Genomic DNA, 20,402 nt, shown 5'->3' on the forward strand with positions numbered 1-20,402 from the left:
TTGGAATTCGCGGCCGCATTTCGGGCACAGCAAGTAGGATCAACAACTAACGACATTACTAGAAGCCGGTTGGATTAAATGTCGGGGGCAGGTCATTCCAATAAGCCAGATCAGCTCAAGATTACGTCGACTCTCACGCTCTAGTCTGCGACTCGACTGAATGCGGTTCAGGTATCCGTAGATGTAGAGTTTTAGCAGCGTTGACGGGTGGTAGCCTGGTCGGCCAGTCTGGGCATGATCGGTGCGACCAAACCCCAGAGACTGAAGATCTAACTCGTTAACGAACACATCGACAATACGGACTGGATTATCTGCATCGATGTAATCATCCAGACTCTCTGGAAACAGAGTCGTCTGACTTCGGCTGGCTTCCGCAATAAAACCTGACATTTCCACCCCATATATGCCCTATGGAACGGGGAAACATTATAAATCAGACAGAGTTTTCACACAGGCTCGGTCGAATGTGAACTCATTGCTTCCCAGTACCATGGCATGCTCACTGATGACCCTGTTCAGTCGTTGAAGATCATCATCCGAGAGTACCTTGCTGAGGCTTCGATAAAGGTTATCGTCGGAGTTTTGTTTTTGTTTCTCCAAGGTATCGAGCTGCCGACTTTGCTTTTTGATGGCCTGCATGATGGCGGCAATAGGGCGCCCACCTGCCTGTTGTAGGATTAACGATACGTCCAGCCAGTCCTTTTTAGCCGCATCAAATTGGTGTTGTAGAACACTGCGGTTGTGAATCAGAGAGAAACGGCCCTGCAACCGCTCCTGTTCACTATTCTCAAGTTTCAATTGGGCGATATCATGCTTCAGCTCGCTTTGCGTTCCGGCCAGTTCTTGCACTCGTTGGTTATGTGCTCTCTGACGTTCTCGGAGATCCTGATCTTTTTGTTCAAGTACCTGGCTCTGCTCCAGGTAGTGGGCCTGCCAGCTCGTCAGACCTGAATTGACTCTGCCCTGCCAGTCGATCAATTTACCCCTGAGCATTAGGCGCTCGTTGTAAGCATGTTCCAGCTCGATTATGCGGCGGCTCTGAGCAACCGCCGCTTCATATTGGGCCCTGTCAGCGTTGACATCGTGGAAGGCTTCATCCCAGACCTGCTTAAAGTTGATGTTGTGGTTTGGTAAGTCATTTTTGAAAATTTGCAGCAGATATTTTTTGACATCAGCCGAGGTCAGCTTGTCGAGGCGCAATGTTCGCGTCAGCACTTGCTGAAAGGTTTGTGCGTTATTGGCATTCTCTAGTTTGAAAATCGTAAAGTCTGGCTCGTTACGGCGTTCAATCTGTTTTCCGCCATAGATACGCTTGATGAACTCACTGGCATCGTACTGGTAGACACTCCGGCCCTTGGTTGCCAGGTGGCTGATGAGCTGAGGCTGTTGTACCAGGTGTTCCTCGGGCAAACGATAGTCTTCGATTACCAGCTCGCCCTTGTAAGCGAAGTAGTCGTATTCATAGCTAACGCCTTTCCCCACGCAACCAAACACCACTGTACCGGTTTGCGGCAGTGATACCTCCAGAAGAATGTAGGCGCTGTTATTCGGGAAATAGAAACGTCGAGTTTTTGCTTCATCGTGTGAGCCGAAGTCCATCCGTTGCTTATGGATGATCAGCAAAAATTGTAGCGCATTAATCAGGCTGGTTTTGCCGGTATTGTTGGGCGCAATTAACGATACAGCATCATCCAAGGGTAACTCTGCGCGTTGGTATCCGGCACTGCCGAGTAGGACCAAACGTTGGAATCCGTTCCGGATCATTGAACCTCTCCTGTTGCGTTGGGCGCACTGTCCATCTCGTCCATGTCGTTCGACAATTCATCTTCACTGAAGTCTGCCTCCAGTCCATGCACTTGCTCTCTTGCATGTGTCGCGAGCGTTTCAAAGTGGTCTAGGTAGCGACAGACTGAAGGTAGCAGTTGCCAGTGGTCGGTCTGCAGTCGGGCAAAGCCGAAGGTTTCAGCTTTACTTAACAGTCCTTCTAGCAATTCGACACTCATTCCTTCGGCATTTAGCAATTCAAGATGCTTTTCCATTGCTGCTTCGATGAGCTTGCGATCAACACGCCAGTCGCTAAACCGTTGGAGCGGCTGCCCCATGTCGGCCTGAGTGTCGAAAATCACCATGAATAGCAGAGCGAGTTGTCGTGATTGCCCCGTAACTGACGGACTTACATCCTCATTATGAAACCAGGCAAATCCACGGCCGTCTATGCAGAGTTCGAACCCCAGCGCTTTAAATAACGCAACATAGGCTTCCTGGAACTGCTCCAATTCCACCCATAACTGTGGTTCTGACAAACGATTCAAATGTTTGCCGGAGTTAAACAGTTTGAACAGGTCTGCGAGGCGAGGTAACTGCTGAACGTTGATATTCATGGTTTTGACGGGCCAGTCTCGAGGTCAGCTAATGAAGTCAGGCGGTGCGGGTGGTAGGAAATACGTATGTGTCGCAGGTCTGTTTCTTCTTGATAGGGTTGCAAGTCTGCTTGCCAACCCTGCTCACGAATAAGGTTGTGATAAAGTCGTAGTAACGTTTGATCAGGCAGGTTGCCATGATGCTCCTGTAACCAACGCATAAGATTCTCGATGGGCAGCTCTGCCTCGATTGACTTCTGTACCTGAGCTTCATCGATTAGCTGAACCAGATTCGCAGAACCATATGCTACATCTTCCGGAAAGGCCTGGACGGCAGGCTCAAAATGCCTAGCTGCCGCCATGAGTTCAAGAATCTCGTCTCCGAGCTGCAAACGGCCCCTTCTGGTTCGTTGCCAGCATGGAAGCCGGCCCTCACTGGGCTGCTGTTGGTAAAGGCGTTTGAGCCCCCTTTTACGCACCAATCCTAGTAACTCACTAATGGCTGTCGATAGGCTGTTGTGTTGCCGTGCTTCTTCCCGCAGAGGCAGCAACGTGTCAGCGCATTGTTGAGCGACAATACGTCCCAATCGCCGGAGTTCTTTGGCCTGCTGAGCAACATGACGTAATTGCAGTCGTTGCGTATAGAGGGCACCGCGGATAGACAAATGCTCTTCAGCTTTGTCCAGTACGCGCACGGCTTGCTCTAGATAAGGGTAAAAAGTACCGCCGAGTCCGCTGTCCATCATCTCATTCATGGGCTCTACGTACTGATCGTAGGCTTCCAGCACGGCAGGGTATCGCTTATCAATGGGCAGTGTTGCTTCACGTGATTTGGCTTGTTCCGCCAGATCAAGGATTGCATGTCGATCCTGATCCAGCTGACCGGCGATTTGTCGAAACAGGTCAGATAAACGGACCGAAGCACTTCGAAGGAGATCCATTTCCTCTTGGTCGATACCCTCTGTTACTTGTTGTGTAGCATCTCGGATGGCTTCGACGCGCGCCTTGAGTACTGCTGACAGGCCGAGTTCATGCTCTCGCGTGAGGCCTTTTACAAAATCCAAAACCAGAGGGTTAAGTTGGAAATCTTCGGATCGACTGAGTGGTTGCAAAATTTCGTTGGCACAGAGCGTGCGTAAAATATCAGCTGAGTCGTGCTCTGTATCCTGTGTGCCGAAACGGTTGATAACAGCTATGGCTTGTTCAGGCTCGAATGCCGGCATTTCTCGGGACAGGCGGCAAAGCTGCTCTACGATATCCCAGTGTCGGTAGAGTTGATAGGTGAGCTGTTTGGGTGAGGCCATCGACAATATCCCGTTCGGTACCGTGAAATCCTTTTCAAACAAGATTATGCCAGAACTGCATATCACTCAGTATATGGTATGAGCACAGTGGGATAATGCTGCGAGTCTCTATGAAACGTGGTCGTTTTTGGCAAATCCTATATGCTCTGCCCTTCGACGTTCTCTGAAACGTTGGCCGTGTGCCGGCAGACCGGATATTCACTACAGCCCATGAACTTACTGCCGTTCTTCGCTGAACGCAGAACCAGATGACCTTTGTGGCAGGCTGGGCAGGGTTCGAGCGGTTGGCCATCGACGCTTTCCAGGCTGACATTGTCTCCGCCAATTTCCATCAACTCATCGATGTAGCGTGAACGCCTTACCTGGTTGGTGAGGAGAAAAACTCCCCTGCTCGCCCGTGTCAGCGCGACATAAAAGAGACGGCGCTCTTCCGCATAGGGGTAGGTTTCCGGAAACGGAATCACAAGCTGCAGTAGCTCATCATCTTCAATACGGCTCGGCACACCAAAGTTTCCTTCGCTGACGTCCAGCAGCACCGTGTAATCCGCCTCTAGCCCTTTCGCCCGGTGAAAGGTCATGCTGCGCACCTCAATGTGCGAAAAGACCGGTGGGTGCCCTTTAAACGGGTTTTGCATGTTGTAGCGGGAGAGTACGAGCACGCTGAGCTTTGGTTTGGCGTCGGTCTGCCACTTCGGCGCGATCTTCGCCGCAAAACTGTTTAGCCGGGTAAGCAGCTGCTGACAGGCGTTATCCATGCTGGGTTTCTCCCACTCAACTTTCACCGGGATGACCCGAATCGAGCGTGGAATCTGCGCACGTACAGACTGTACGGATTTGCGCATCTGCCCTGGATTGCGTTGAACGAAATCTGCAGCGACGCCGGCTATCAACTGATTGCAGCGGTAGGTTTGCTGTAGTCGACCGATCCAACTGGCGCCAAACTGCTGCTCAAATTGAGTAAAAAGGGTGATGTCGGATCCGGCAAACCGATAGATGGATTGCCAATCGTCACCCACCGCAAAGACCTTGGTGAAAGGCTTCTGCGCACGCAACGCTTTGATAAGATTGGCTCGGGGCTCTGAGATGTCCTGAAACTCATCGACCAGAATCAACTTAAAGGGACTCGGATAACGCCCGTTTTCGATGAGCGAAACGGCGTTGCCGATCATGCCTTCAAAGTCGATACGCTTCGCTTCATCCAGCTTGTGGGAGTAAGCCAGGGCCAGGAGCCAGACAGCACGAGCGAAGCGGTCGGCACGGGCTTTGTGGCTGAGTACTTTGCTGCGCTCCAGCAGCATCTTCTGTGTCAGCTGGGCGGAACGTATGTGTTTGATACAGACAGATACCAGGTTGTGGTACCGCCGGATGACATCGGGCTTGAGGGCGTTCAGTATCTCTTCAGTTGATCTAGGCACCAGTTTGATGCCGCGTTTGCGCAGCTGTGCTTCGAGGATTTCCAGCAAGGAATCGTCATACGCCTGTGCGCTGGTCGTTTCGAAGAAGTTGATGCCCGCTTCTTGATACCCTTCACGTTTTTGCTGAGCCTGTTCAACATAGTTTTAAACGGGGAAGTACCATCTTTGTTGATGGCGAAGTGCTCATGGAAGGTATCGATATTTGGATAGTAAAAGTCCGGCTGTACGTACAACTGGTCATTACCATCCCCCCCTATCGCAATCTGGCGCTCGTACTCAAATGGAATGGAGTTCAACCAAAGCCAGTTGGCAATACGCTGCTCCTGCAGGGACTTCACATAGATACCGGAGAGCGTTGAAATGGTGCCACCATCGCGCTGGGTTCGGTCACTGATGTATTGGCGGTAGTCTTCTTCGGAGTCGAACACATCAACCGGTATATCCGCCTTGGGATACAACACCAGCAGCTCAGTCCAAAGACGCTGAAATGCCGGGTTGGTCTGTCGCAGTTCTTGGATCAACTGTTCGATCAGTTGTGATTCGCCGGCAGGATGCTCTACCCAGTTGGCCAATTGCCGAGGCCTGCCCTCCACCTGTTCGATGATGCCGCGCCCCAGGGCATGAAAGGTGGACACCTTACAGCGAAGATCGGAAACGCTGATCTTTAGCTGCTTCGCCAGTCGCCCTCTCAGTTCACTGGCCGCGTCGTTGTTGAAGGCCAGCAACAGGATCTCCTCGGGGCGATACAGCCCTTTATCGAGGAGGTAGGCAACTTTCCCGACCATGGTGGCAGTCTTACCAGATCCGGCTGAGGCGACCAGTAGATTATTGTCTTCAAGCCGGATACAGGCCTCACGCTGCTCCTTGGAGAGTGAGCGTCCATCCAGATCGCTGAAGAAGGCGTCGAATCTTTCCAGCTCCGAAGTAACGAACTTGTTGTTGTAACGCTGGCGCTCGTTTGGATCCGCTAGCATGGAAAGCGATGCTGGAAACTGTTGTGCCAGGGATTTAGGCACCTGGTCGATGTTAAATAGCGGATGTGCAATGGCCTGAGCAGCATTACCGGGCACCGTCGCTATCGTCTGGCTAATATCCCCCAGGGCAAGATACTGATGTCCGCTGCGGGTGAGCGTCTGGATCGCCTCATCGATCTCAATCAGCTGGGCCTTGTTCGCTTCGATCGTCGACACCAGGTGGTCGTTAATAGCGCTGCGCAGTTCGGTGACCAGCTTCTCCGCAGCATCAGAACCTAGCCCACCGAGGACGTCGGTTCGGTTGCTCGAGCGAATTTCAATTGCAGTCCAGAGAAGGCCTTTGCTGGTGCCAATAGCCGCGACTGAATCGAAGGGCAGCTCCACCGACTGTTTGAGGGACAGTGAAAACCGATCGGGTGTCTTGGCTGAGAACGAGAGTTTCCATTTCTGCGGCAGAAAAAAGCCTGCCCAGAACCCCGGTTTGGCGGTGAACTGCTTTGATCTCAAAGGGTTAATCCTTTATCCGTCGTATGAAGAGACGCATGATACCACCCAAAATCGAGTGTGCTTGTTGTGTCTATCGGAGCACGGCTCGAAGAGAATATTGATGCACAATATCGTTGTGCATATGATGGATGTTAACGTGGATTTTGACTAATGGCGGTAGCGTTTAGGAATTCGTGGCTGGAAGCCTTCTATGTTGAAGATCTAAGTCACAAGAAAATTCCCAGTGCGATAGAAGGCGCGATATTCAGGAAACCGCAGATCTTGGATGCGGCAACCAGCGTGTCGGACTTGAGGGTTCCGCCTGGGAATCGCTTTGAACACCTGCAGGGAAACCTATCCGGCTGGTGCTCAATCCGTATAAATAAACAGTATCGGCTGATCTTTCGTTGGGACGAGGGGACGGCACTGGATACGTATCTAGACCCGCATGCTTACAAGGGCTAGAGGAGATTAAGTATATGAAGAATACAAAGCGCCGCCCGGTCACAGTTGGCCAAATGCTTGTATCAGAGTTCTTAGAGCCTATGGATATTGAGCTACGAGAGTTGGCTGAAGCGATGGGCGTACACAGAAATACGTTGAGCCGAATAGTACATGATAAAGGGATTCTGACGGCGCCAATGGCGATCAAACTGGCCGTTGCGCTGGGTAACACGCCGGAGTTTTGGCTGAATATTCAGCATGCCGTTGAGATCTGGGATGTGACGCATCGTGCCTATGACCAAGAGGCCAGTAATGTCCGCCGGATCGTACCGCATGTAGCACAAGCAGGGGCGTGACTCTGGTATTGATTAATCATATGCTGTATAAAAATACAGTATATGAGGTGAAGGCATGCCCACGTGCCTGGAATCGGCTAACGGGCACTCTGCCTGAACTATGGGCATTTACCACCCTGGATATGAAACATGAGCAATACCCTTGCATTCCACAATGAAAGCCGGCTTCGGCGAGAAAGTATCGCTTACATGCTGCTATTGCTGGCGGGTGTAGTCGGCGCTCACCGGTACTACCTAGGAAGCTGGGTTACCGCGTTCATCATGACGCTGCTGGGCGTGGTAGCTGTGTATGCATTCGTCAATGAGATATCCGGCTGGGAATATCTGGTGTTTGCCCTAGTCCTTTGGTGTTTGCTCGATCTGGTTTATATCCACCATGTAGTGCAGAAACGCCGGCAACAGGTCTATGATTTGAAGCCGGTTATGCGGCTTTATCGTTAGTGTCTTAAAATGCGATATTGCCGCGCTGCGACTTCAACGATCCAGCCGCCCGCAGAATACACTGAACTCCTCATAGCAGTTCTTGCACCAGGTCTGGCCGTCTGCGATACCGTCCATATTCACCATGAACTCTGGAGAGAAATGATCGTGGCAGTTGTCGCACTCGATTATTGAGTCCATTTCGTTTCCGTCAGGGGTGCTCTCAGTCGATGGTATTACCGTTGCCATCCAGGCTCTCCTTCTCAAGTCGTTCGCGTTGCTTCTGCATAACCGTATCCGGTGGGTAGATCCGCTGCCAATGAGTTAACTGTTCAGCGTCCAGCCAGGATTTTAGTGCGTGGGAATCTTTCCCCGTGGGGTGGTCACCGCTGATTCCGCGTTGCTCCCAGCTATTCAGCCTTGTATTCCAGAAGGCAAGCATAGTACCAACCGGCGGCAGCTCAAGCTCGACAGGAATCCACAGTGAGCCACTCTGCCCTTGCCGCTGCAGGGCGAGGAGTTGGTTGTCACGGTGCCGTGTGTATTCCTTCAATCGGCTTAGGTGGTTCCGCACATGAAAGGCCAGCCGCTCCAGCTTGTGCTTGTAGCGCTTGCTTGGGTCCCTGAGGATTGCATCCAACTGCTCGCGAAGGTTATCCATCTTGGATCTGGCTCAGAGGTCACTCGATCTTGCCGGATATGCGGAGCACGGCATCATCGATAAAGCGCTGCACCAGTGTCCGTCCTTCTTCGTTCAGGGAATCGATCCCATAGTCGTAGGCTTTGATGAGCGCGATTTCCATCTCTCGGCTTTCTACCTCGACCGGGATGCGCTCGCCAGCTTTGATATAGCTGGGGGTATAGCTGTTAGGCGTGTACATAGGGTTTACCGCACTCGCCTTTTCGGGGTTCAGAAAATCATTGATATCCGCCATGAGTTCTACCTTCCCTTGCTTGTATTGGTGCCGGTTCGTACCGGGCTCTTCATGGAACTATTGTGCGTCAAGTTAGTGGCCGTTTGGAGTATCAGTCTGGAGTGCAGAGCAGCAAGTTCTTTAACAACCGATTTGCCCGATCGGTCGCCACTATAGCCACGGGTGGCTTCCCGCGCTCGCGGTTCCACTCGTCCTGGGGCAGCTGAATTTTCTTTAGTAGCCCAGGGCAACGAGACACCATCCTATTAACCACTGTGCGCTCCGTGCCAATGAACTCTTCGATCTCTGAAAACCGGCGCGGATGGCGAACGAAGACCAGTAGCCGCAGGGCAGCGATGCTGGAGATCCCCTCATCCAACAGTTCGACCAGAATCGGGTCAATATTCTCCAACGGACCTGCCATAACGTGTTTGGTGTCTCCAGTTCCATGTTCGGGGTGATTGTAAGCCCCCGGTGAGCCGCTGGCGCTTAAAAACCAACTGCCGTTGCGAATATCCTTGCGGGTGCTATCCCCATCAGCGTGAGAACCAGGTTTAGGGAAACCGCAGAAACCCCAAGGACTGCTCCACCTATAAACGCCCTATCAGCCTCTGTACCTCTGCAGGCAATCGCATAGTTGTATTGGGCAACACGCAGCTGCTCCTGAACCGGTGCCCCGGAGGGAGGCTCTTCAAGTACCAGTGGCACGTTGGCGAACCGGCGTTGGCAGTAGAGATACCAGCTTGCCAGAGAAAATAAGCCAGTGAACATACCCAGCAGAGTTATCGGGTCGGTAAAGCCATCAGCCACGCCGGTCAGTAATTCCGCGTGGGACTCTGATACCGGAGGCGTCCGGTAGATAATCCACATTTGCAGGGCCGTGCAGGCACCCAATGGCACCAGAAAGGCGAGCAGCCCCAGTTTCCAGAGTGATGGTGGCGTATCCTTCATGGATGTGTCCAAGTAGTTCAATGTGGTGGTTCCTTCCAGACTTTATCCTACCATGCTCCTTCGGATTTGGTGGCTCACGCCGCATACCCGAAGCTGGCCCAAGTGTCCCGGTCTACCCGGATCGGAGAGTTGAACCCTGATTTAAGATCCAGCATGGAACCGTGGTATTCAATCTCCCCATCGAGCAGGAGCTGAGACAGTAGGTTCACCGCTTGCCCCGCGATTTGCTGGTTGATACCGAAGGCTTGCCGAGCCAGTGAGGTCTGCATATCGCAAGACGCTTCTTGGTGTTGCTCCCCTTCTGGCAAGCGAGGAAACAGATCGGTTGCCACCGGCAGGCGCTTCGGGTCAGTGCTGAGCTCACCCAGCACCGTGCTGGCGGTCGCTTTTTCCACGCCGGTATCCAGCCAGAGAGTGACCTGAGTTGAGCGTACCTTTGAAGCCATGTTGGCCACCATCATCCGGCTTTCAACGCTGTCCGTAGCCGTGATAATCAGGTCGTAATGTCCGCCAAGGAGCGTGCTGGCGCAGGCGTTGGTCGGGATCGATTTAAAAACGCTGTACCCCAGTGCAGCATTGAGGCGATGGGCCAAAATGTCTGACTTGTAGAACCCCACCTCTGCCGGAAGGTAGCCGGTTCGGGACAGGTTCGGTGCCTTGATCGTTTTGGTGTCGAACAGATCAATCGACTGAAAGCTGGCTTCTCGATACAGGGTGTTGAGTACCCGCTCCAGCATGAACAGGTTGGTGCCGATGTAGTACCCGGTGCCACCGCACCCCAACACGGCAACGCGAAGCGGTCGGCCCAACCAACTGGATGGCAGTTTATAGCTCATGGATCACCTCCCCTAAGGTCATGTACGGATTCAGTTCGGATACACGCACGGGTTCATCGGCAGCGGCTTTGGATTTCCAGTATCCGATCAGAGTTTTGTGCTGTTTCTCGGCGGGATCGCTCAGTGTTCTTTGATGGTTCTGGTGTGACCCGTTGGCATCGAAGAAGGCCGCTTCTATGCCCGGTAATGTCGATACAGAAAGAGACTCAGGCAGTGTGGCTGAACCAAGGCACAGGTCGCCCTGACCGTTCAGGTTGAACAGGGGCGCGTGATACAGCTTGGCTTCCAGCGTGGGTCGGCGGCTGTTGGCCAGTGCAAAGATACGGAGCCTGCGCTGGTGCTTGTCAGCGATGAACAGGAGGTGCGGATAGCGAACCTGCCCATGCCAGTCTCCCGATCCATGACGGAAATGGAATGGACGGCGGGTCGAGCGCACGAACCAGATCAAGTAGTGGGCATCATCGACCAACACGTTCTCCGGTATCAGGCGTGTCTTGTGGTCGGGTCGATCACTGTTGGCTTCCTGAATCATCGTGATAACCGCTTCGGGATCAACATAGTTGCCAATCTGGAAGATGCCGTCCTTCACGTCATGCACCGTCATCACATCGGCGTTGCGTGGCCCGGTGCCGTGCAGTACAAAGGCGACTTGAGGCAATACCGGGATGCTTTTATCACTGAGTCCTTCACTATCGAATTGCATGGCGGCTTCTCTCAACAGGTCGTTGTGCTTTTATTCATACTCGCAAACATCCAAAAACTTAGAAGTTATTTGGACGTAGGCTTGGGCCACTTCCATGGCTTTCGGATGTGCCGGGTTGATACTCCAACAGCCTGACTCCCCTGCTTCCCAAATATGCTGTTCATTCTGTCTTAGCATTTCCCAGCAAGCATCGGGCAGCTCACCGTTGACGACCATGAAGTGCTCACCAGCGTAACGATCCCCCTTTGACTCCAGTGCAGTTTCGGCATGTTCAGCCAGCACAGCGGCAGGACGTTCCATGTCTTGCAAGTTGACCAGTAGCTGCTTGATGGTTGGTTCGTAGGCGAGGCGGGGATGTGTTTCGATCAAGGCGTTCAGGTCGGCGCGAAGAGCCTGGATACTGTCATCGGTTTTTGTCTGCCTCTGGTCTGCAAGGCGGCTCAACTCGATAAAATGGGACAAGGCGTTGGGTATCTCGTCCTCGCCCCACATTTCGGCAAGGTTGCCCTCCGTCACGGCCACCAGGTCACAGATTTCTTTGATCGAACCAGAGGCCAGCGGTGTGCTTATCTGCTCTCGATCCTCTTCAAAGTGTGCTGTTTCAATTCCGGCCATATCCAACTGCATTTCCAGCTCGTAGTCGGCTATATCGCTGGCGGTGTAGAAGCCAAGATGATTGCTCATAACAATGGTGAAACGGGAGAACCAATCTGACAGCAGAGGATCAGGGGCCGTGCAGCGAATTAGCGTGGTAGGATCGGCGGGTTCGATATACCAGCCCAGCTCTCCCTCGCCGTAGCCGGGTTCATTGCAGGTAAGACGGAACAGGGATTTATCTTCCCCAAGCGCTTCGGCAAAGCGCTGGAGCGTTTTTTTCAGCACGGCGCGGGCATTATCAGCCTGCTCAATGTAAGGGGCTTGTAGCAGCGTCAGCAGCCCCTCTTCTTCGGTGAATCCATTTTGGACACCAAACGCTAGCAGGGAGCATAGTTTTTGCCTGTCATGTTTGATGATCGCCCTGTCTCCAGCAGTGACTTTCTCAAGCGGCTCTACCCGTTGTCCTGCCAGCGCAAGGTGTGGCGGTTTTAGAGCAGTAATACCCGGCAGCACCTCCGTGGCGGCTGTATCCGCCGTAGATTCTCGAATCTCGGAAACTGTTTGAGCGGCTTGGCGTTCGGTACTGAGCTGCATGACTCTGGCTCCTTTTGCTCCGCAAACTGCTGGATCAAGTCCAGCAATTCGCGGGTGCTGTGCTGAGGCTTACCCATTGGTTTTCATCACCGGGAGCGGGATCGTATAGCGCACAGTGCTTTCATCCACCGCCACCGCATCGGACTCAAACACTGCCGAGTGACGAATTTGCGGGAAGCGTTGGGCCAGCAGTTCGTAAGCGTCTTGCAAGCTGCCCAGCGGTGCGGGATCGGGAATTTCAGTCAACGTGCCGATAGCGAAAATGCGGTTCATGCTTGGCTCCTTACAGTGAGTCTTGGTTGAAAATGTCGTCTACGGACTCAGGTACAGCGGGCGCGGCGGCTGGTGTCGCTTCCTGCTCAACCTTCTCGTTCTTTTTATCCGCTTTGGCTGGACTTACAGGCGTTTTGGTACGGGCGGCGTTCAGTCGTTGAGCCACCACATCTGCTGAGAAATAGCTGTGATTGGCCATTGTCGTGCGTACTCGCTCCAGCACGGATTCCACACTGGCATTCTGAATCGCTTCTTCACCGATCAGGGTGATGGGTGCGGCCAGTGCTACCTTCATCCCGTCATCCGGCACGGCGGCGGGATCAGGGATCAGGTTGATAACCGCGGCAATACTTTCACCGTGTGGCTTGAGGGATACTTGCACATTCGCAATGCCGTGGTCTTTAATCAGGGCGGTCAGTTCAGTCAGCATGGTTATTACTCCTTGTTCTCAGTGTCAGCGGAATCCACCTGGGATTTCTTGGGTAGCTTCTTGGTGAAGTGGGCGCGGTAGGCGGCTGGTGCGTAGTTCGTCCAGTCGAAGTCGCTGGTATCAATCGCGGCCAATAGATCGCTTTTCTTGCCCTTGGCCAGCTTGTTGAAGGCGCCATCCCCGTGGGTCTGGTCGTACTGGGTATGGAACCCGGCTTCGGTACACAGTCGGGCTACCTGAGCGGTCGGGTAGTGTTTGAGGGTGTGCGGCTTCCACGACTCCACGATCTGCACTTCCGGGGTGGCTCGATTGAAAGCCAACTCATGCAGAATCCCACGCGGAGCCGAGTGGCCGGTCTGGGTGTTCTCGCTGCACTTGGTCAGATAGTCAGTGACCATCAGGCGCGTAGCGGTCAGTACATCCGCCTCGGATTTTCCAATCAGGTGGGCAATGCCTTCGTGGCGCTTGCCGCACAATGCCTGAGCCGCCATATAGGACAGATACAGCCCTTCAATCCGGGTTGAGGGGAAGCTGTCACTGATATGCTGGGCCAGCATCTCTTCGGCAACCTCCTGCTGTTTGTTCCCGAGAGTAGCGCTGGGTGCTGGCGTGGCCACCTTTGCGCTGCTGGCCCTGCTCGATTTGGTCGGGGTGCCCTTGCTGGCACTGCCTTGTGTTGTGCTCGCTGAATCCGTGGCGGGTTTGCGCAGGGCCTCCACCTTGCTGTCGAAGCACTGGATGTTGTTGCAGACCTGTTCGCGTACCGATCCGGCGCTGCGCGAGTTTAAGCGGTCATCAAAGATGCAGACGTTGTGCTGGCAACTCTGGCAGGCGGTATGTTGCACTTCCCCCAATTGCTGAACGTCCACCCGCCGAATCTGCTGATTGTCGATGGTGGTGGCATCCAGCAACGTGCCATATTGTTCACTCAGACGGATCCGTTCCTCGTCCAGCCATACCTTCTGCTTGACACCAAAGCATTGAGCGTTACTGCATACCCCCTTGGGAATGTCCTCTCCAAACAGATTGTTTTGGGCGCAGGCGTCCGAGTTGTAAGGGCAAGCCTCGCATTCCTTCTTGTCGAAGCGTCCAATCTCAAGGCGAATACGGGCCTTCCCGGCACGTTCGCGCAGAGCTTCAACCGTCCAGCCCTCCGCGAGAATTTTCTCAAGGGTGCGATCCTGCATGGCGTGGGTGAAGGCGGACAGGATAACGGCATGGCCGAGTTTGAGCTTGCCTTCGTCCAGAGCATCCAGCACGGATTCCGTACACTTGGCCAGTGCCAGCCGGTCATCCATCGCCTTCTTGGAAAAGCCAAGGCGCTTGCCCACCTCTTCGTAGTCGCCGCCGAGTTTGGTAGCCAGACGCCGTATGGCGGTTACTGAGCTAACCAGAGAAAGGTCTTGGCGGTTGGTGTTCTCAGCCACATGGCTCTCTAGGATGGTGTGAGCATCCCCTTCGATGATGGTGCAGTTAGCATGGCTATGGGCCAGCTCGGTAAGGGCTTGGAAACGGGTGAAACCGGCCACCAGTACATACCCCTTCCCTTCGCCACGCGGTGTGACAACCAGTGGCTGTAACAGGCCGAGCTGGTTGATGGACTCTTTCATGGTCGCCAGCGTTTCGGGGTCGATACGGCGGCGGGAGTTCTCAAAATCGAGGTGGATCTCGGTCAGGGAAATTTGAGCTTGAGCGTTCAGGGTGTTCTCGGTGCGAGGCTGGGTAATCACGTTCATCTGGGTGATCCTTTTGTCTGTTCACCCTTCTAATTTCTCATTGGCGCGGTTTCTTAAAAGAGTTTTGGCGGGGGGCTGGCGCGGGAATTGGGATTGTCGCACGGCTGGGGTGGCTGTCGTAGAAATGCTTTCTCTGGTCAGCTGCTCTATAAGCGCACAAGCCCCCCCGGCGGGAGCTTGGCTTCGTGAGTTTGAATCAGGCGGCGGGACGCTGCGGCAGGTCTGCGATGGTGTCAGCGCTATAGGTGGGAGGCCCATACTTGTAGTTGCGGCAATGCACGATGTAGCCGTACACCTCCTGGGTGAGCGAATCCATCCAGATCACCTTGATTTCACCCACCTGGAACTTGTTTACAAGACAGACCGATAACAACTGCACCGCGGCACAGAGGCAGGCGCGGCGGTCTTTATCAAATGCAGTCAACGACAGGCGCTCCATCTTGTCTGCGTGTTCCTCGGCCATCACCCGGATGACAGAAAGCAGCATGGAACCCGAGCCGGCTGTGGGATCTGCTACGGTCAGTACAGGGTATTGGCTCCAGTCCAGATCGTGAAACTGCATCTTGGCCATCATGTAACTCACTTCTGGTGGTGTGTAGAACGCCCCTTTCATCTGGCGGTGCCCCATGCTTTCGACATGCTGTTGGGCAATGCCCAGCAAATCCGTGGAGGGTTCTGTGAGGTTAAGCGAGGCAAAGTAGCTGGCGCATAGCGTCCGGATCTCTTCCCGGTACTCCTCCGGTACGGGATCGAGCTTGAGGTGTGTTAAACCATATTCTCTGGTGAGCATTTCCGAGAGGAACCAGTCCAGGATCTCCCCGCCACTGCGGCGGAAGCGGTTGGACTGGAGCAAGCGGTCCAGATCTTTGAAAAACGGCAGGTCACGGTGCGGAATTGAGTTTGAAGGCATGATCCATTAATCCCCAGGGGTTACTTGGTACAGGGGTAGAATCTCGCTGAGCGACAAACTTAAAAGAGGTTGCGCGGGGGCTGTGGTATCCCACGCAAAACGACAGGGAAGCGAGGTGGCAAATGGCAGGTATCCACATCATTACCGATCAAAGACCCGGTGAGCCGGATATTTTTACGCCGATTAAACATGAGCCACTGCGGTTGAAGGTTTGTGGCAAGCTGTTCATCGAATGCCCTGCTCCGGAGGGCGGTTGGAACCACGAATCCCTGCAGGAAGCAGCAAATCAGCTGTGTGGTGGATTTGATGAGGCTAGTATCTCTGATGCCTACCTGGGCAAGACTTGGGTGGGGTCATCTGAGGTCTGAGGTTGGTCCAAGTGAACTCATGGTGGATGCACTCCACTCCCCCGTTTCTATATTTTGGGTTCCCAAATGGCTGAGGTAGTCTTCACGGTGAAGCCACGATTCGCGTGCTTGCCGATAGCCGCGCGATTACCTGTGTTACGATCCGGGAGGATGTTGGCGCGATTTTTATCTAGTATCCAGTACATCCGACACTGAACTGAGGCTGGTCGAAAAGCGTGCGCAGGGTAGGCAGTTGCAGGAGCGCACATTCAAAGATCTCACCCGGGCGGCCGACCTGGTCAAGTCGATGGGGAAACCATTCGCCCTTCAACCTGGAGTTGACTAAATCGGGAATAGAGCCCATTATTATATACACTACTTAGCCCTGTACGCAGTGATTTAGTTCACTGGCTGTTAGGGTGAGGAAACCGGCCCTTGGGCCGGTTTTTTCGTATCTAGGGATCAGAATACGTGCGCACAGCTTTTTTCATTGATGGCTACAACCTCTACGATGGCCTTTTGGCGAATACCGAATACAAGTGGCTGGATCTGCCTGCACTTTTGGCCTATATCGCGAAAGTAAACGATCCTGACTGCTTACCCGTGGCATTCCATTATTTCACGGCTCCAGTATAACCTAAGCTAGCTACTCGTGGTTTGCTTTCGAAACAGGCACAGGATACCTATATTCGTGCCTTGAAAGCGCAAGGGGTGGAGATCATAGCAGGGCGACACCAGCTTGATCCCGCTAAAGCCCCACGTTATGTCTGTAGGGACACACCACCATCCCGTCAGGATCAGGTTGAAATCTGGAAACTGGAAGAAAAAGAGACTGACGTCAATATAGCGTTAAGCATGTATCGCACAGCCGTTAAGCAGTCTTTCCTGTCGCTTGAGCAACGCATTGAACAGATAGTGCTCGTATCTGCTGATACTGATATGGGCCCTGCTTTACAAGCGCTGCGAGAAGACTTTCCTGATTTGAAGTTGGGTGTGATCCTGCCCCACCGTGAAGGGATAAAACGTGGGACTCCCGGTTCGCTGAAAAATTATGCTCACTGGCTGAGGCGGGTCGTGACATGTGCTGAACTACAGGCGCACCAATTTCCAGACCGCGTGCCGACCAGAAAGAAACCTGCGATCAAGCCTAAATACTGGTAACAACACGGCGGGAAGCAAGGAGTACGATGCAAGACGACATCACTAACTTCCTGATGACGCTGGATCTGGAACAGCTACTGAAAATCCAAGTCTGGGTTGAACAGCAGACGGAAGAGCGTAAGCAAGCCAAAATGGCTAAGAGAGTTCTGGGTCCAAGAGGAAATCTTGAGGAAATGGCTGCAGATGCGGGCCTAGATATCTCGGGCCTCATTCGGGCCAGCAAACACTACTGATCCGGTTCATTTGCCGGCAGCAATTGGCGGACAATGAATAGCATGCTTGCTAATGTTGAGCCCAAGCAATCAATGCAAAGAACGACACTGCCAAAGCGGAAATGACCGAGAAACCATGTCGCGTCCAGAGCTGTTTTAGCGCCCAGCGTAAAGGAGCTGATTCGGCCTGTTTTCTTTCTTCGACCAACTGGCGGATCACCCGGTCCTTGTGCTGAAGATCAAACCCCATGTCATTAATGCGGCGAAGATAATCCGGCACGGATTTGAGGCAGATATTTTTCTGCCAGCTCATCACGACATCCAGTGCTTCTACTGGGATCTCCAGTGAACGGCCAGATGCCTTGGTGTCATCGTCGTACTCGAATACTAGCCCGATCTGCTCATACAGCCGGTTGCGGCGCGGTTTGTTTTCGCCTTTCCCCTGACGAGCGTCCAAATGAATGCTTTGAACCATCGCGCTGGGCCATTGCTGGGCCCACTGCACGATACAATGCATCAGGTAGGTGCCAATTCGTTGTCCCTCCATCCGGTGAAGATCCATAAACAAAGCACCGGCTACCAGTTTTACGATATCACGATCAGCGTCATATTCGGCAGCGAATGGAGCGTGGTGGATAATGCCTTCGGTGCCGGGAATGTAGTCATAGGAGAGCTCGATTCGCGCGGATCGTAGTGTGCCATCAGGGGCCGTGTTGTACTGCTCAATTCGCTCGACCATTATGCTTCCGATCTTCTGTTCCGTATGATGTCGATCATAGACATCGAGGGCGAATAGGCGGGGTATTCTCAAAACATTTTGCGTGTCTCGCAGAGAAGGAAGAACCTGTGTCATCGTGACTATCCTTTGTCATGTATCGTCCAATACAGTTGGATATGCAGCACCGTCGCTCAGCCATCAGCACCATCGTTCCGGTCATTGGATAGCCCTCGGAGGCCTTCCCCAACCTGGTTGCATATCCCCCAAACACTATATCGCATATCTGCTGATAAATGGCGCTCGGTGCAGCTCATGGCCTGGAACGCCTGCTGGCCAGCAATAATTCCATTATTGTTGGAAGAGTCGTTAGTGCTTGGAAAAGGCACCATGGCAGGAGTCGAACCTGCATCAATCCTACCGGTGCCAGGCCGGAGCGATCGCATTACCGTTATGCGTACACGGTGCATATTTGAAGGTGCCTGCCCCTCCCCTTTCCCTACGTCCAAAACAAAACGATTCGTGGTATGAGCACAACGGAAAGATGCACTGGAGCAGACTGATCCAATTCTAGCGCTTTCACCGGTGCCTGGAGCAATCGATCAGTGATCTCAACAACCCGCCATCAACTATTAATGTATTAACTAGTTTATAACAGACCGGCATTACTAATCCCTATTTAACCCAACCGGCGCTCCGTAGGACGCACGGCACAAAGCTATCTAAGTCCGTATAAGGAAATCTAAGGTTACTCCGACCATATCAAAGGGTAACTATTGCAGCGGAATATCAGGGTTTCATGGTTGTAAAAGCAGGTTGACCAATGCCGGTCTGTTATAAATTGTTCTATAATAATGCTGTATCAGCACGAAATTACCGTGCCCTCCGGATCGTAGGCTCTGGGAGAAACCTTCATGGACATGATGTCACCGCAGGTCACTGCTCTGCGCGATAACTGCCAGGCGCTGATTAAACAAGCCGCGGTCGTCAAAGATGCGGTCCTCGATCACCGCCGGCAAATGTGGTGCGCCGTACCTTCTTTCGATTACCCCGTGGATCTCGAGACCCTGCAGGATAGCGAGCCATCGTCGGAAGCCTGGTTCCGTGTCGCCGATGAACTGACCAATATCTGGATGGATGCGGGTAACACACCCCAAAATCATGGCGTGTTGGTCTGTGATGTGCCGGACGTGTTGAAAGCCATTGAGCTACTGAACCAACATAAACAGGCTGTGCAACTCGCAACCCATACTCTTAAAGAGAGTCTGCTGGTAGAGCGGGAGCTGGATGAGCATGGCAGCGCAGACAAAACGTTTCTTGAGCGCTTCGCACTGGCCAACGCGGAGTTTCTGACTCGGGGCCGTGACCACGCTTTCCACCGGATTCTACGATCACTGAAACTACCGTCTTTAAATTTTATCCGCGCTCAAAAGCAGATTCGGATACTGCCAGAGACTGTCGCCCGGGTGGCTTATACCTGGAACAAGAACCAGTACCGAAAGCGACGGATCGATGCAGACACCCTGCAAGCACTGTCACAACACTTCGATCGTCTGGGTAATGCTTTACGGGCAGACGAAATCCGTCATGGAGTAACGAACTGTAGGGTCAAAACAGATCCGGTATTTGCGCTGGCATACACTCCGCCTTCCCTGCGGGCCAATTACAAGTGGTGGGATAACGCCAACCAAGCCTATCGCTGGTCACACTGTCTAGCGACGGGAATACTGGTAATACCTCAATCTCAACGCCCCCAGGTACGTTGGAAGCCCGCACCCTCTGCGACAGAAATTAAGCAGGCAAGGAAAAAGTGGTTGGCCAAAGTCGAGTTGGAGCCAGTGGAAGTGGCCACACGGTTGGAGCTGTACCGTCATGTACGATAACGGCCTGCAGAATCAGCCAAAGCTGCATCTTTACGGCGGCACCGCTGCGGTCTGTTTTGAAGGTAGTAGCCGTAATGATGGTCAGCCGACGATCAATATCGACGTTGCGCCTAAACCCGATGGGCGAAACGTGGACTGGAGCCAGAAAATAACGCTTCAGTTGTCTCACAACGAGCTGGTGATCGTTACGGGGATCTTCCTGGGGTACGCACCCAAAATTCAGTGCGGCCGGCCCGACAAGGGAATCAATATCGCCCGTCAGACTGGTAAGGTGTATCTGTCGGCCTGTAGTGGTCAACGAATACCGGACAGTAAGTTAAGCTTTTCTTCTACCTTCCCGGGCGGCACTCCATCGTTGTACTGATGGGGGCGCTGCCAGTT

25 protein-coding genes, 1 tRNA gene and 1 pseudogene are annotated in these 20,402 nt (G+C 53.2%); 8 read left to right on the top strand and 19 right to left on the bottom strand.

Annotated elements, in window-relative coordinates; translation table 11 throughout:
• Positions 1 to 84: 84 nt before the first annotated feature.
• The 6 genes and pseudogenes from C4S72_RS25265 to C4S72_RS25965 form a co-directional block, all read right to left on the bottom strand.
• Positions 85 to 390, bottom strand: a pseudogene (locus C4S72_RS25265) (transposase); the annotation flags it as partial.
• Between the two features lie 36 nt (positions 391 to 426).
• Complete coding sequence (locus C4S72_RS25270) at positions 427 to 1,764, bottom strand: ATP-binding protein (RefSeq protein WP_104005989.1); 1,338 nt, start codon at positions 1,762 to 1,764, stop codon at positions 427 to 429.
• The gene (locus C4S72_RS25275; RefSeq protein WP_104005990.1) at positions 1,761 to 2,381 is read right to left on the bottom strand and encodes a condensin complex protein MksE; all 621 of its coding nucleotides are present in this window, start codon (positions 2,379 to 2,381) and stop codon (positions 1,761 to 1,763) included. Before C4S72_RS25275 ends, C4S72_RS25270 begins: the two co-directional genes overlap by 4 nt.
• Positions 2,378 to 3,664, bottom strand: coding sequence for a hypothetical protein (locus C4S72_RS25280; protein ID WP_104005991.1), 1,287 nt, complete (start codon positions 3,662 to 3,664; stop codon positions 2,378 to 2,380). The genes C4S72_RS25275 and C4S72_RS25280 overlap by 4 nt, the downstream gene beginning before the upstream one ends.
• A 137-nt stretch (positions 3,665 to 3,801) precedes the next feature.
• On the bottom strand, positions 3,802 to 5,079 hold the full coding sequence (locus C4S72_RS25960; RefSeq protein ID WP_268807746.1) for a UvrD-helicase domain-containing protein: 1,278 nt from the start codon (positions 5,077 to 5,079) through the stop codon (positions 3,802 to 3,804).
• Positions 5,052 to 6,560 (bottom strand): UvrD-helicase domain-containing protein, encoded by a 1,509-nt coding sequence (locus C4S72_RS25965; RefSeq protein ID WP_200826908.1) that lies wholly within the window; start codon positions 6,558 to 6,560, stop codon positions 5,052 to 5,054. Before C4S72_RS25965 ends, C4S72_RS25960 begins: the two co-directional genes overlap by 28 nt.
• 150 nt (positions 6,561 to 6,710) lie before the next feature.
• Here C4S72_RS25965 and C4S72_RS25290 point away from each other — a divergent pair, with 150 nt between their 5' ends.
• From C4S72_RS25290 to C4S72_RS25300, 3 genes are all read left to right on the top strand, one after another.
• The gene (locus C4S72_RS25290; RefSeq protein ID WP_104005992.1) at positions 6,711 to 7,004 is read left to right on the top strand and encodes a type II toxin-antitoxin system RelE/ParE family toxin; all 294 of its coding nucleotides are present in this window, start codon (positions 6,711 to 6,713) and stop codon (positions 7,002 to 7,004) included.
• Positions 7,005 to 7,018: 14 nt separating this feature from the next.
• Entirely contained in the window at positions 7,019 to 7,339 is a 321-nt protein-coding gene (locus C4S72_RS25295; RefSeq protein WP_104005993.1) for a HigA family addiction module antitoxin, read from the top strand.
• Positions 7,340 to 7,468: 129 nt separating this feature from the next.
• The gene (locus C4S72_RS25300; protein WP_104005994.1) at positions 7,469 to 7,780 is read left to right on the top strand and encodes a TM2 domain-containing protein; all 312 of its coding nucleotides are present in this window, start codon (positions 7,469 to 7,471) and stop codon (positions 7,778 to 7,780) included.
• 33 nt (positions 7,781 to 7,813) lie between these two features.
• On the opposite strand, the gene C4S72_RS25865 is transcribed toward C4S72_RS25300, so the two are convergent.
• From C4S72_RS25865 to C4S72_RS25355, 11 genes are all read right to left on the bottom strand, one after another.
• Positions 7,814 to 7,960, bottom strand: coding sequence for a hypothetical protein (locus C4S72_RS25865; protein WP_160115599.1), 147 nt, complete (start codon positions 7,958 to 7,960; stop codon positions 7,814 to 7,816).
• Between the two features lie 22 nt (positions 7,961 to 7,982).
• Positions 7,983 to 8,420: a hypothetical protein gene (locus C4S72_RS25305; protein WP_104005995.1), complete on the bottom strand. Its 438-nt coding sequence runs from the start codon at positions 8,418 to 8,420 to the stop codon at positions 7,983 to 7,985.
• Between the two features lie 19 nt (positions 8,421 to 8,439).
• Positions 8,440 to 8,694, bottom strand: coding sequence for a hypothetical protein (locus tag C4S72_RS25310; RefSeq protein WP_104005996.1), 255 nt, complete (start codon positions 8,692 to 8,694; stop codon positions 8,440 to 8,442).
• A 468-nt stretch (positions 8,695 to 9,162) separates the two neighbouring features.
• On the bottom strand, positions 9,163 to 9,645 hold the full coding sequence (locus tag C4S72_RS25320) for a hypothetical protein (RefSeq protein ID WP_146071941.1): 483 nt from the start codon (positions 9,643 to 9,645) through the stop codon (positions 9,163 to 9,165).
• Positions 9,646 to 9,698: 53 nt separating this feature from the next.
• Positions 9,699 to 10,460 carry a PRTRC system ThiF family protein gene (locus C4S72_RS25325; RefSeq protein ID WP_104005999.1) on the bottom strand — a complete coding sequence of 254 codons (762 nt, stop codon included), beginning with the start codon at positions 10,458 to 10,460 and terminating at the stop codon, positions 9,699 to 9,701.
• Positions 10,450 to 11,163: a hypothetical protein gene (locus C4S72_RS25330; protein ID WP_104006000.1), complete on the bottom strand. Its 714-nt coding sequence runs from the start codon at positions 11,161 to 11,163 to the stop codon at positions 10,450 to 10,452. Before C4S72_RS25330 ends, C4S72_RS25325 begins: the two co-directional genes overlap by 11 nt.
• A 30-nt stretch (positions 11,164 to 11,193) precedes the next feature.
• Positions 11,194 to 12,354: a hypothetical protein gene (locus C4S72_RS25335; protein ID WP_104006001.1), complete on the bottom strand. Its 1,161-nt coding sequence runs from the start codon at positions 12,352 to 12,354 to the stop codon at positions 11,194 to 11,196.
• 69 nt (positions 12,355 to 12,423) lie between these two features.
• On the bottom strand, positions 12,424 to 12,627 hold the full coding sequence (locus C4S72_RS25340; RefSeq protein WP_104006002.1) for a hypothetical protein: 204 nt from the start codon (positions 12,625 to 12,627) through the stop codon (positions 12,424 to 12,426).
• A gap of 10 nt (positions 12,628 to 12,637) precedes the next feature.
• Positions 12,638 to 13,057: a hypothetical protein gene (locus C4S72_RS25345; protein ID WP_104006003.1), complete on the bottom strand. Its 420-nt coding sequence runs from the start codon at positions 13,055 to 13,057 to the stop codon at positions 12,638 to 12,640.
• Positions 13,058 to 13,062: 5 nt separating this feature from the next.
• A complete protein-coding gene (locus C4S72_RS25350) occupies positions 13,063 to 14,793 on the bottom strand; it encodes a ParB/RepB/Spo0J family partition protein (protein ID WP_104006004.1) in 1,731 nt (576 codons plus the stop codon).
• A gap of 196 nt (positions 14,794 to 14,989) precedes the next feature.
• Positions 14,990 to 15,703 (bottom strand): N-6 DNA methylase, encoded by a 714-nt coding sequence (locus C4S72_RS25355; RefSeq protein WP_104006005.1) that lies wholly within the window; start codon positions 15,701 to 15,703, stop codon positions 14,990 to 14,992.
• Positions 15,704 to 15,825: 122 nt separating this feature from the next.
• On the opposite strand from C4S72_RS25355, the gene C4S72_RS25360 reads away from it, so the two are divergent.
• From C4S72_RS25360 to C4S72_RS25370, 3 genes are all read left to right on the top strand, one after another.
• A complete protein-coding gene (locus C4S72_RS25360; protein ID WP_104006006.1) occupies positions 15,826 to 16,071 on the top strand; it encodes a hypothetical protein in 246 nt (81 codons plus the stop codon).
• Between the two features lie 636 nt (positions 16,072 to 16,707).
• Positions 16,708 to 17,211 carry an NYN domain-containing protein gene (locus C4S72_RS25365; RefSeq protein WP_200826909.1) on the top strand — a complete coding sequence of 168 codons (504 nt, stop codon included), beginning with the start codon at positions 16,708 to 16,710 and terminating at the stop codon, positions 17,209 to 17,211.
• Positions 17,212 to 17,237: 26 nt separating this feature from the next.
• Positions 17,238 to 17,444 carry a hypothetical protein gene (locus C4S72_RS25370; protein WP_104006007.1) on the top strand — a complete coding sequence of 69 codons (207 nt, stop codon included), beginning with the start codon at positions 17,238 to 17,240 and terminating at the stop codon, positions 17,442 to 17,444.
• 49 nt (positions 17,445 to 17,493) lie between these two features.
• Here C4S72_RS25370 and C4S72_RS25375 read toward each other — a convergent pair whose 3' ends face one another.
• Positions 17,494 to 18,276: a hypothetical protein gene (locus tag C4S72_RS25375; protein ID WP_104006008.1), complete on the bottom strand. Its 783-nt coding sequence runs from the start codon at positions 18,274 to 18,276 to the stop codon at positions 17,494 to 17,496.
• A gap of 246 nt (positions 18,277 to 18,522) precedes the next feature.
• Positions 18,523 to 18,606: transfer RNA gene (locus C4S72_RS25870), tRNA-OTHER, on the bottom strand.
• A gap of 446 nt (positions 18,607 to 19,052) precedes the next feature.
• On the opposite strand from C4S72_RS25870, the gene C4S72_RS25380 reads away from it, so the two are divergent.
• Both C4S72_RS25380 and C4S72_RS25385 read left to right on the top strand, forming a co-directional pair.
• The gene (locus C4S72_RS25380; RefSeq protein ID WP_104006009.1) at positions 19,053 to 20,021 is read left to right on the top strand and encodes a hypothetical protein; all 969 of its coding nucleotides are present in this window, start codon (positions 19,053 to 19,055) and stop codon (positions 20,019 to 20,021) included.
• Positions 20,011 to 20,385 (top strand): hypothetical protein, encoded by a 375-nt coding sequence (locus C4S72_RS25385; protein ID WP_104006010.1) that lies wholly within the window; start codon positions 20,011 to 20,013, stop codon positions 20,383 to 20,385. Before C4S72_RS25380 ends, C4S72_RS25385 begins: the two co-directional genes overlap by 11 nt.
• Positions 20,386 to 20,402 lie beyond the last annotated feature (17 nt).

Source organism: Marinobacterium lutimaris (assembly GCF_900108065.1).
GTDB classification, from domain to species: Bacteria; Pseudomonadota; Gammaproteobacteria; order Pseudomonadales; family Balneatricaceae; genus Marinobacterium_D; species Marinobacterium_D lutimaris.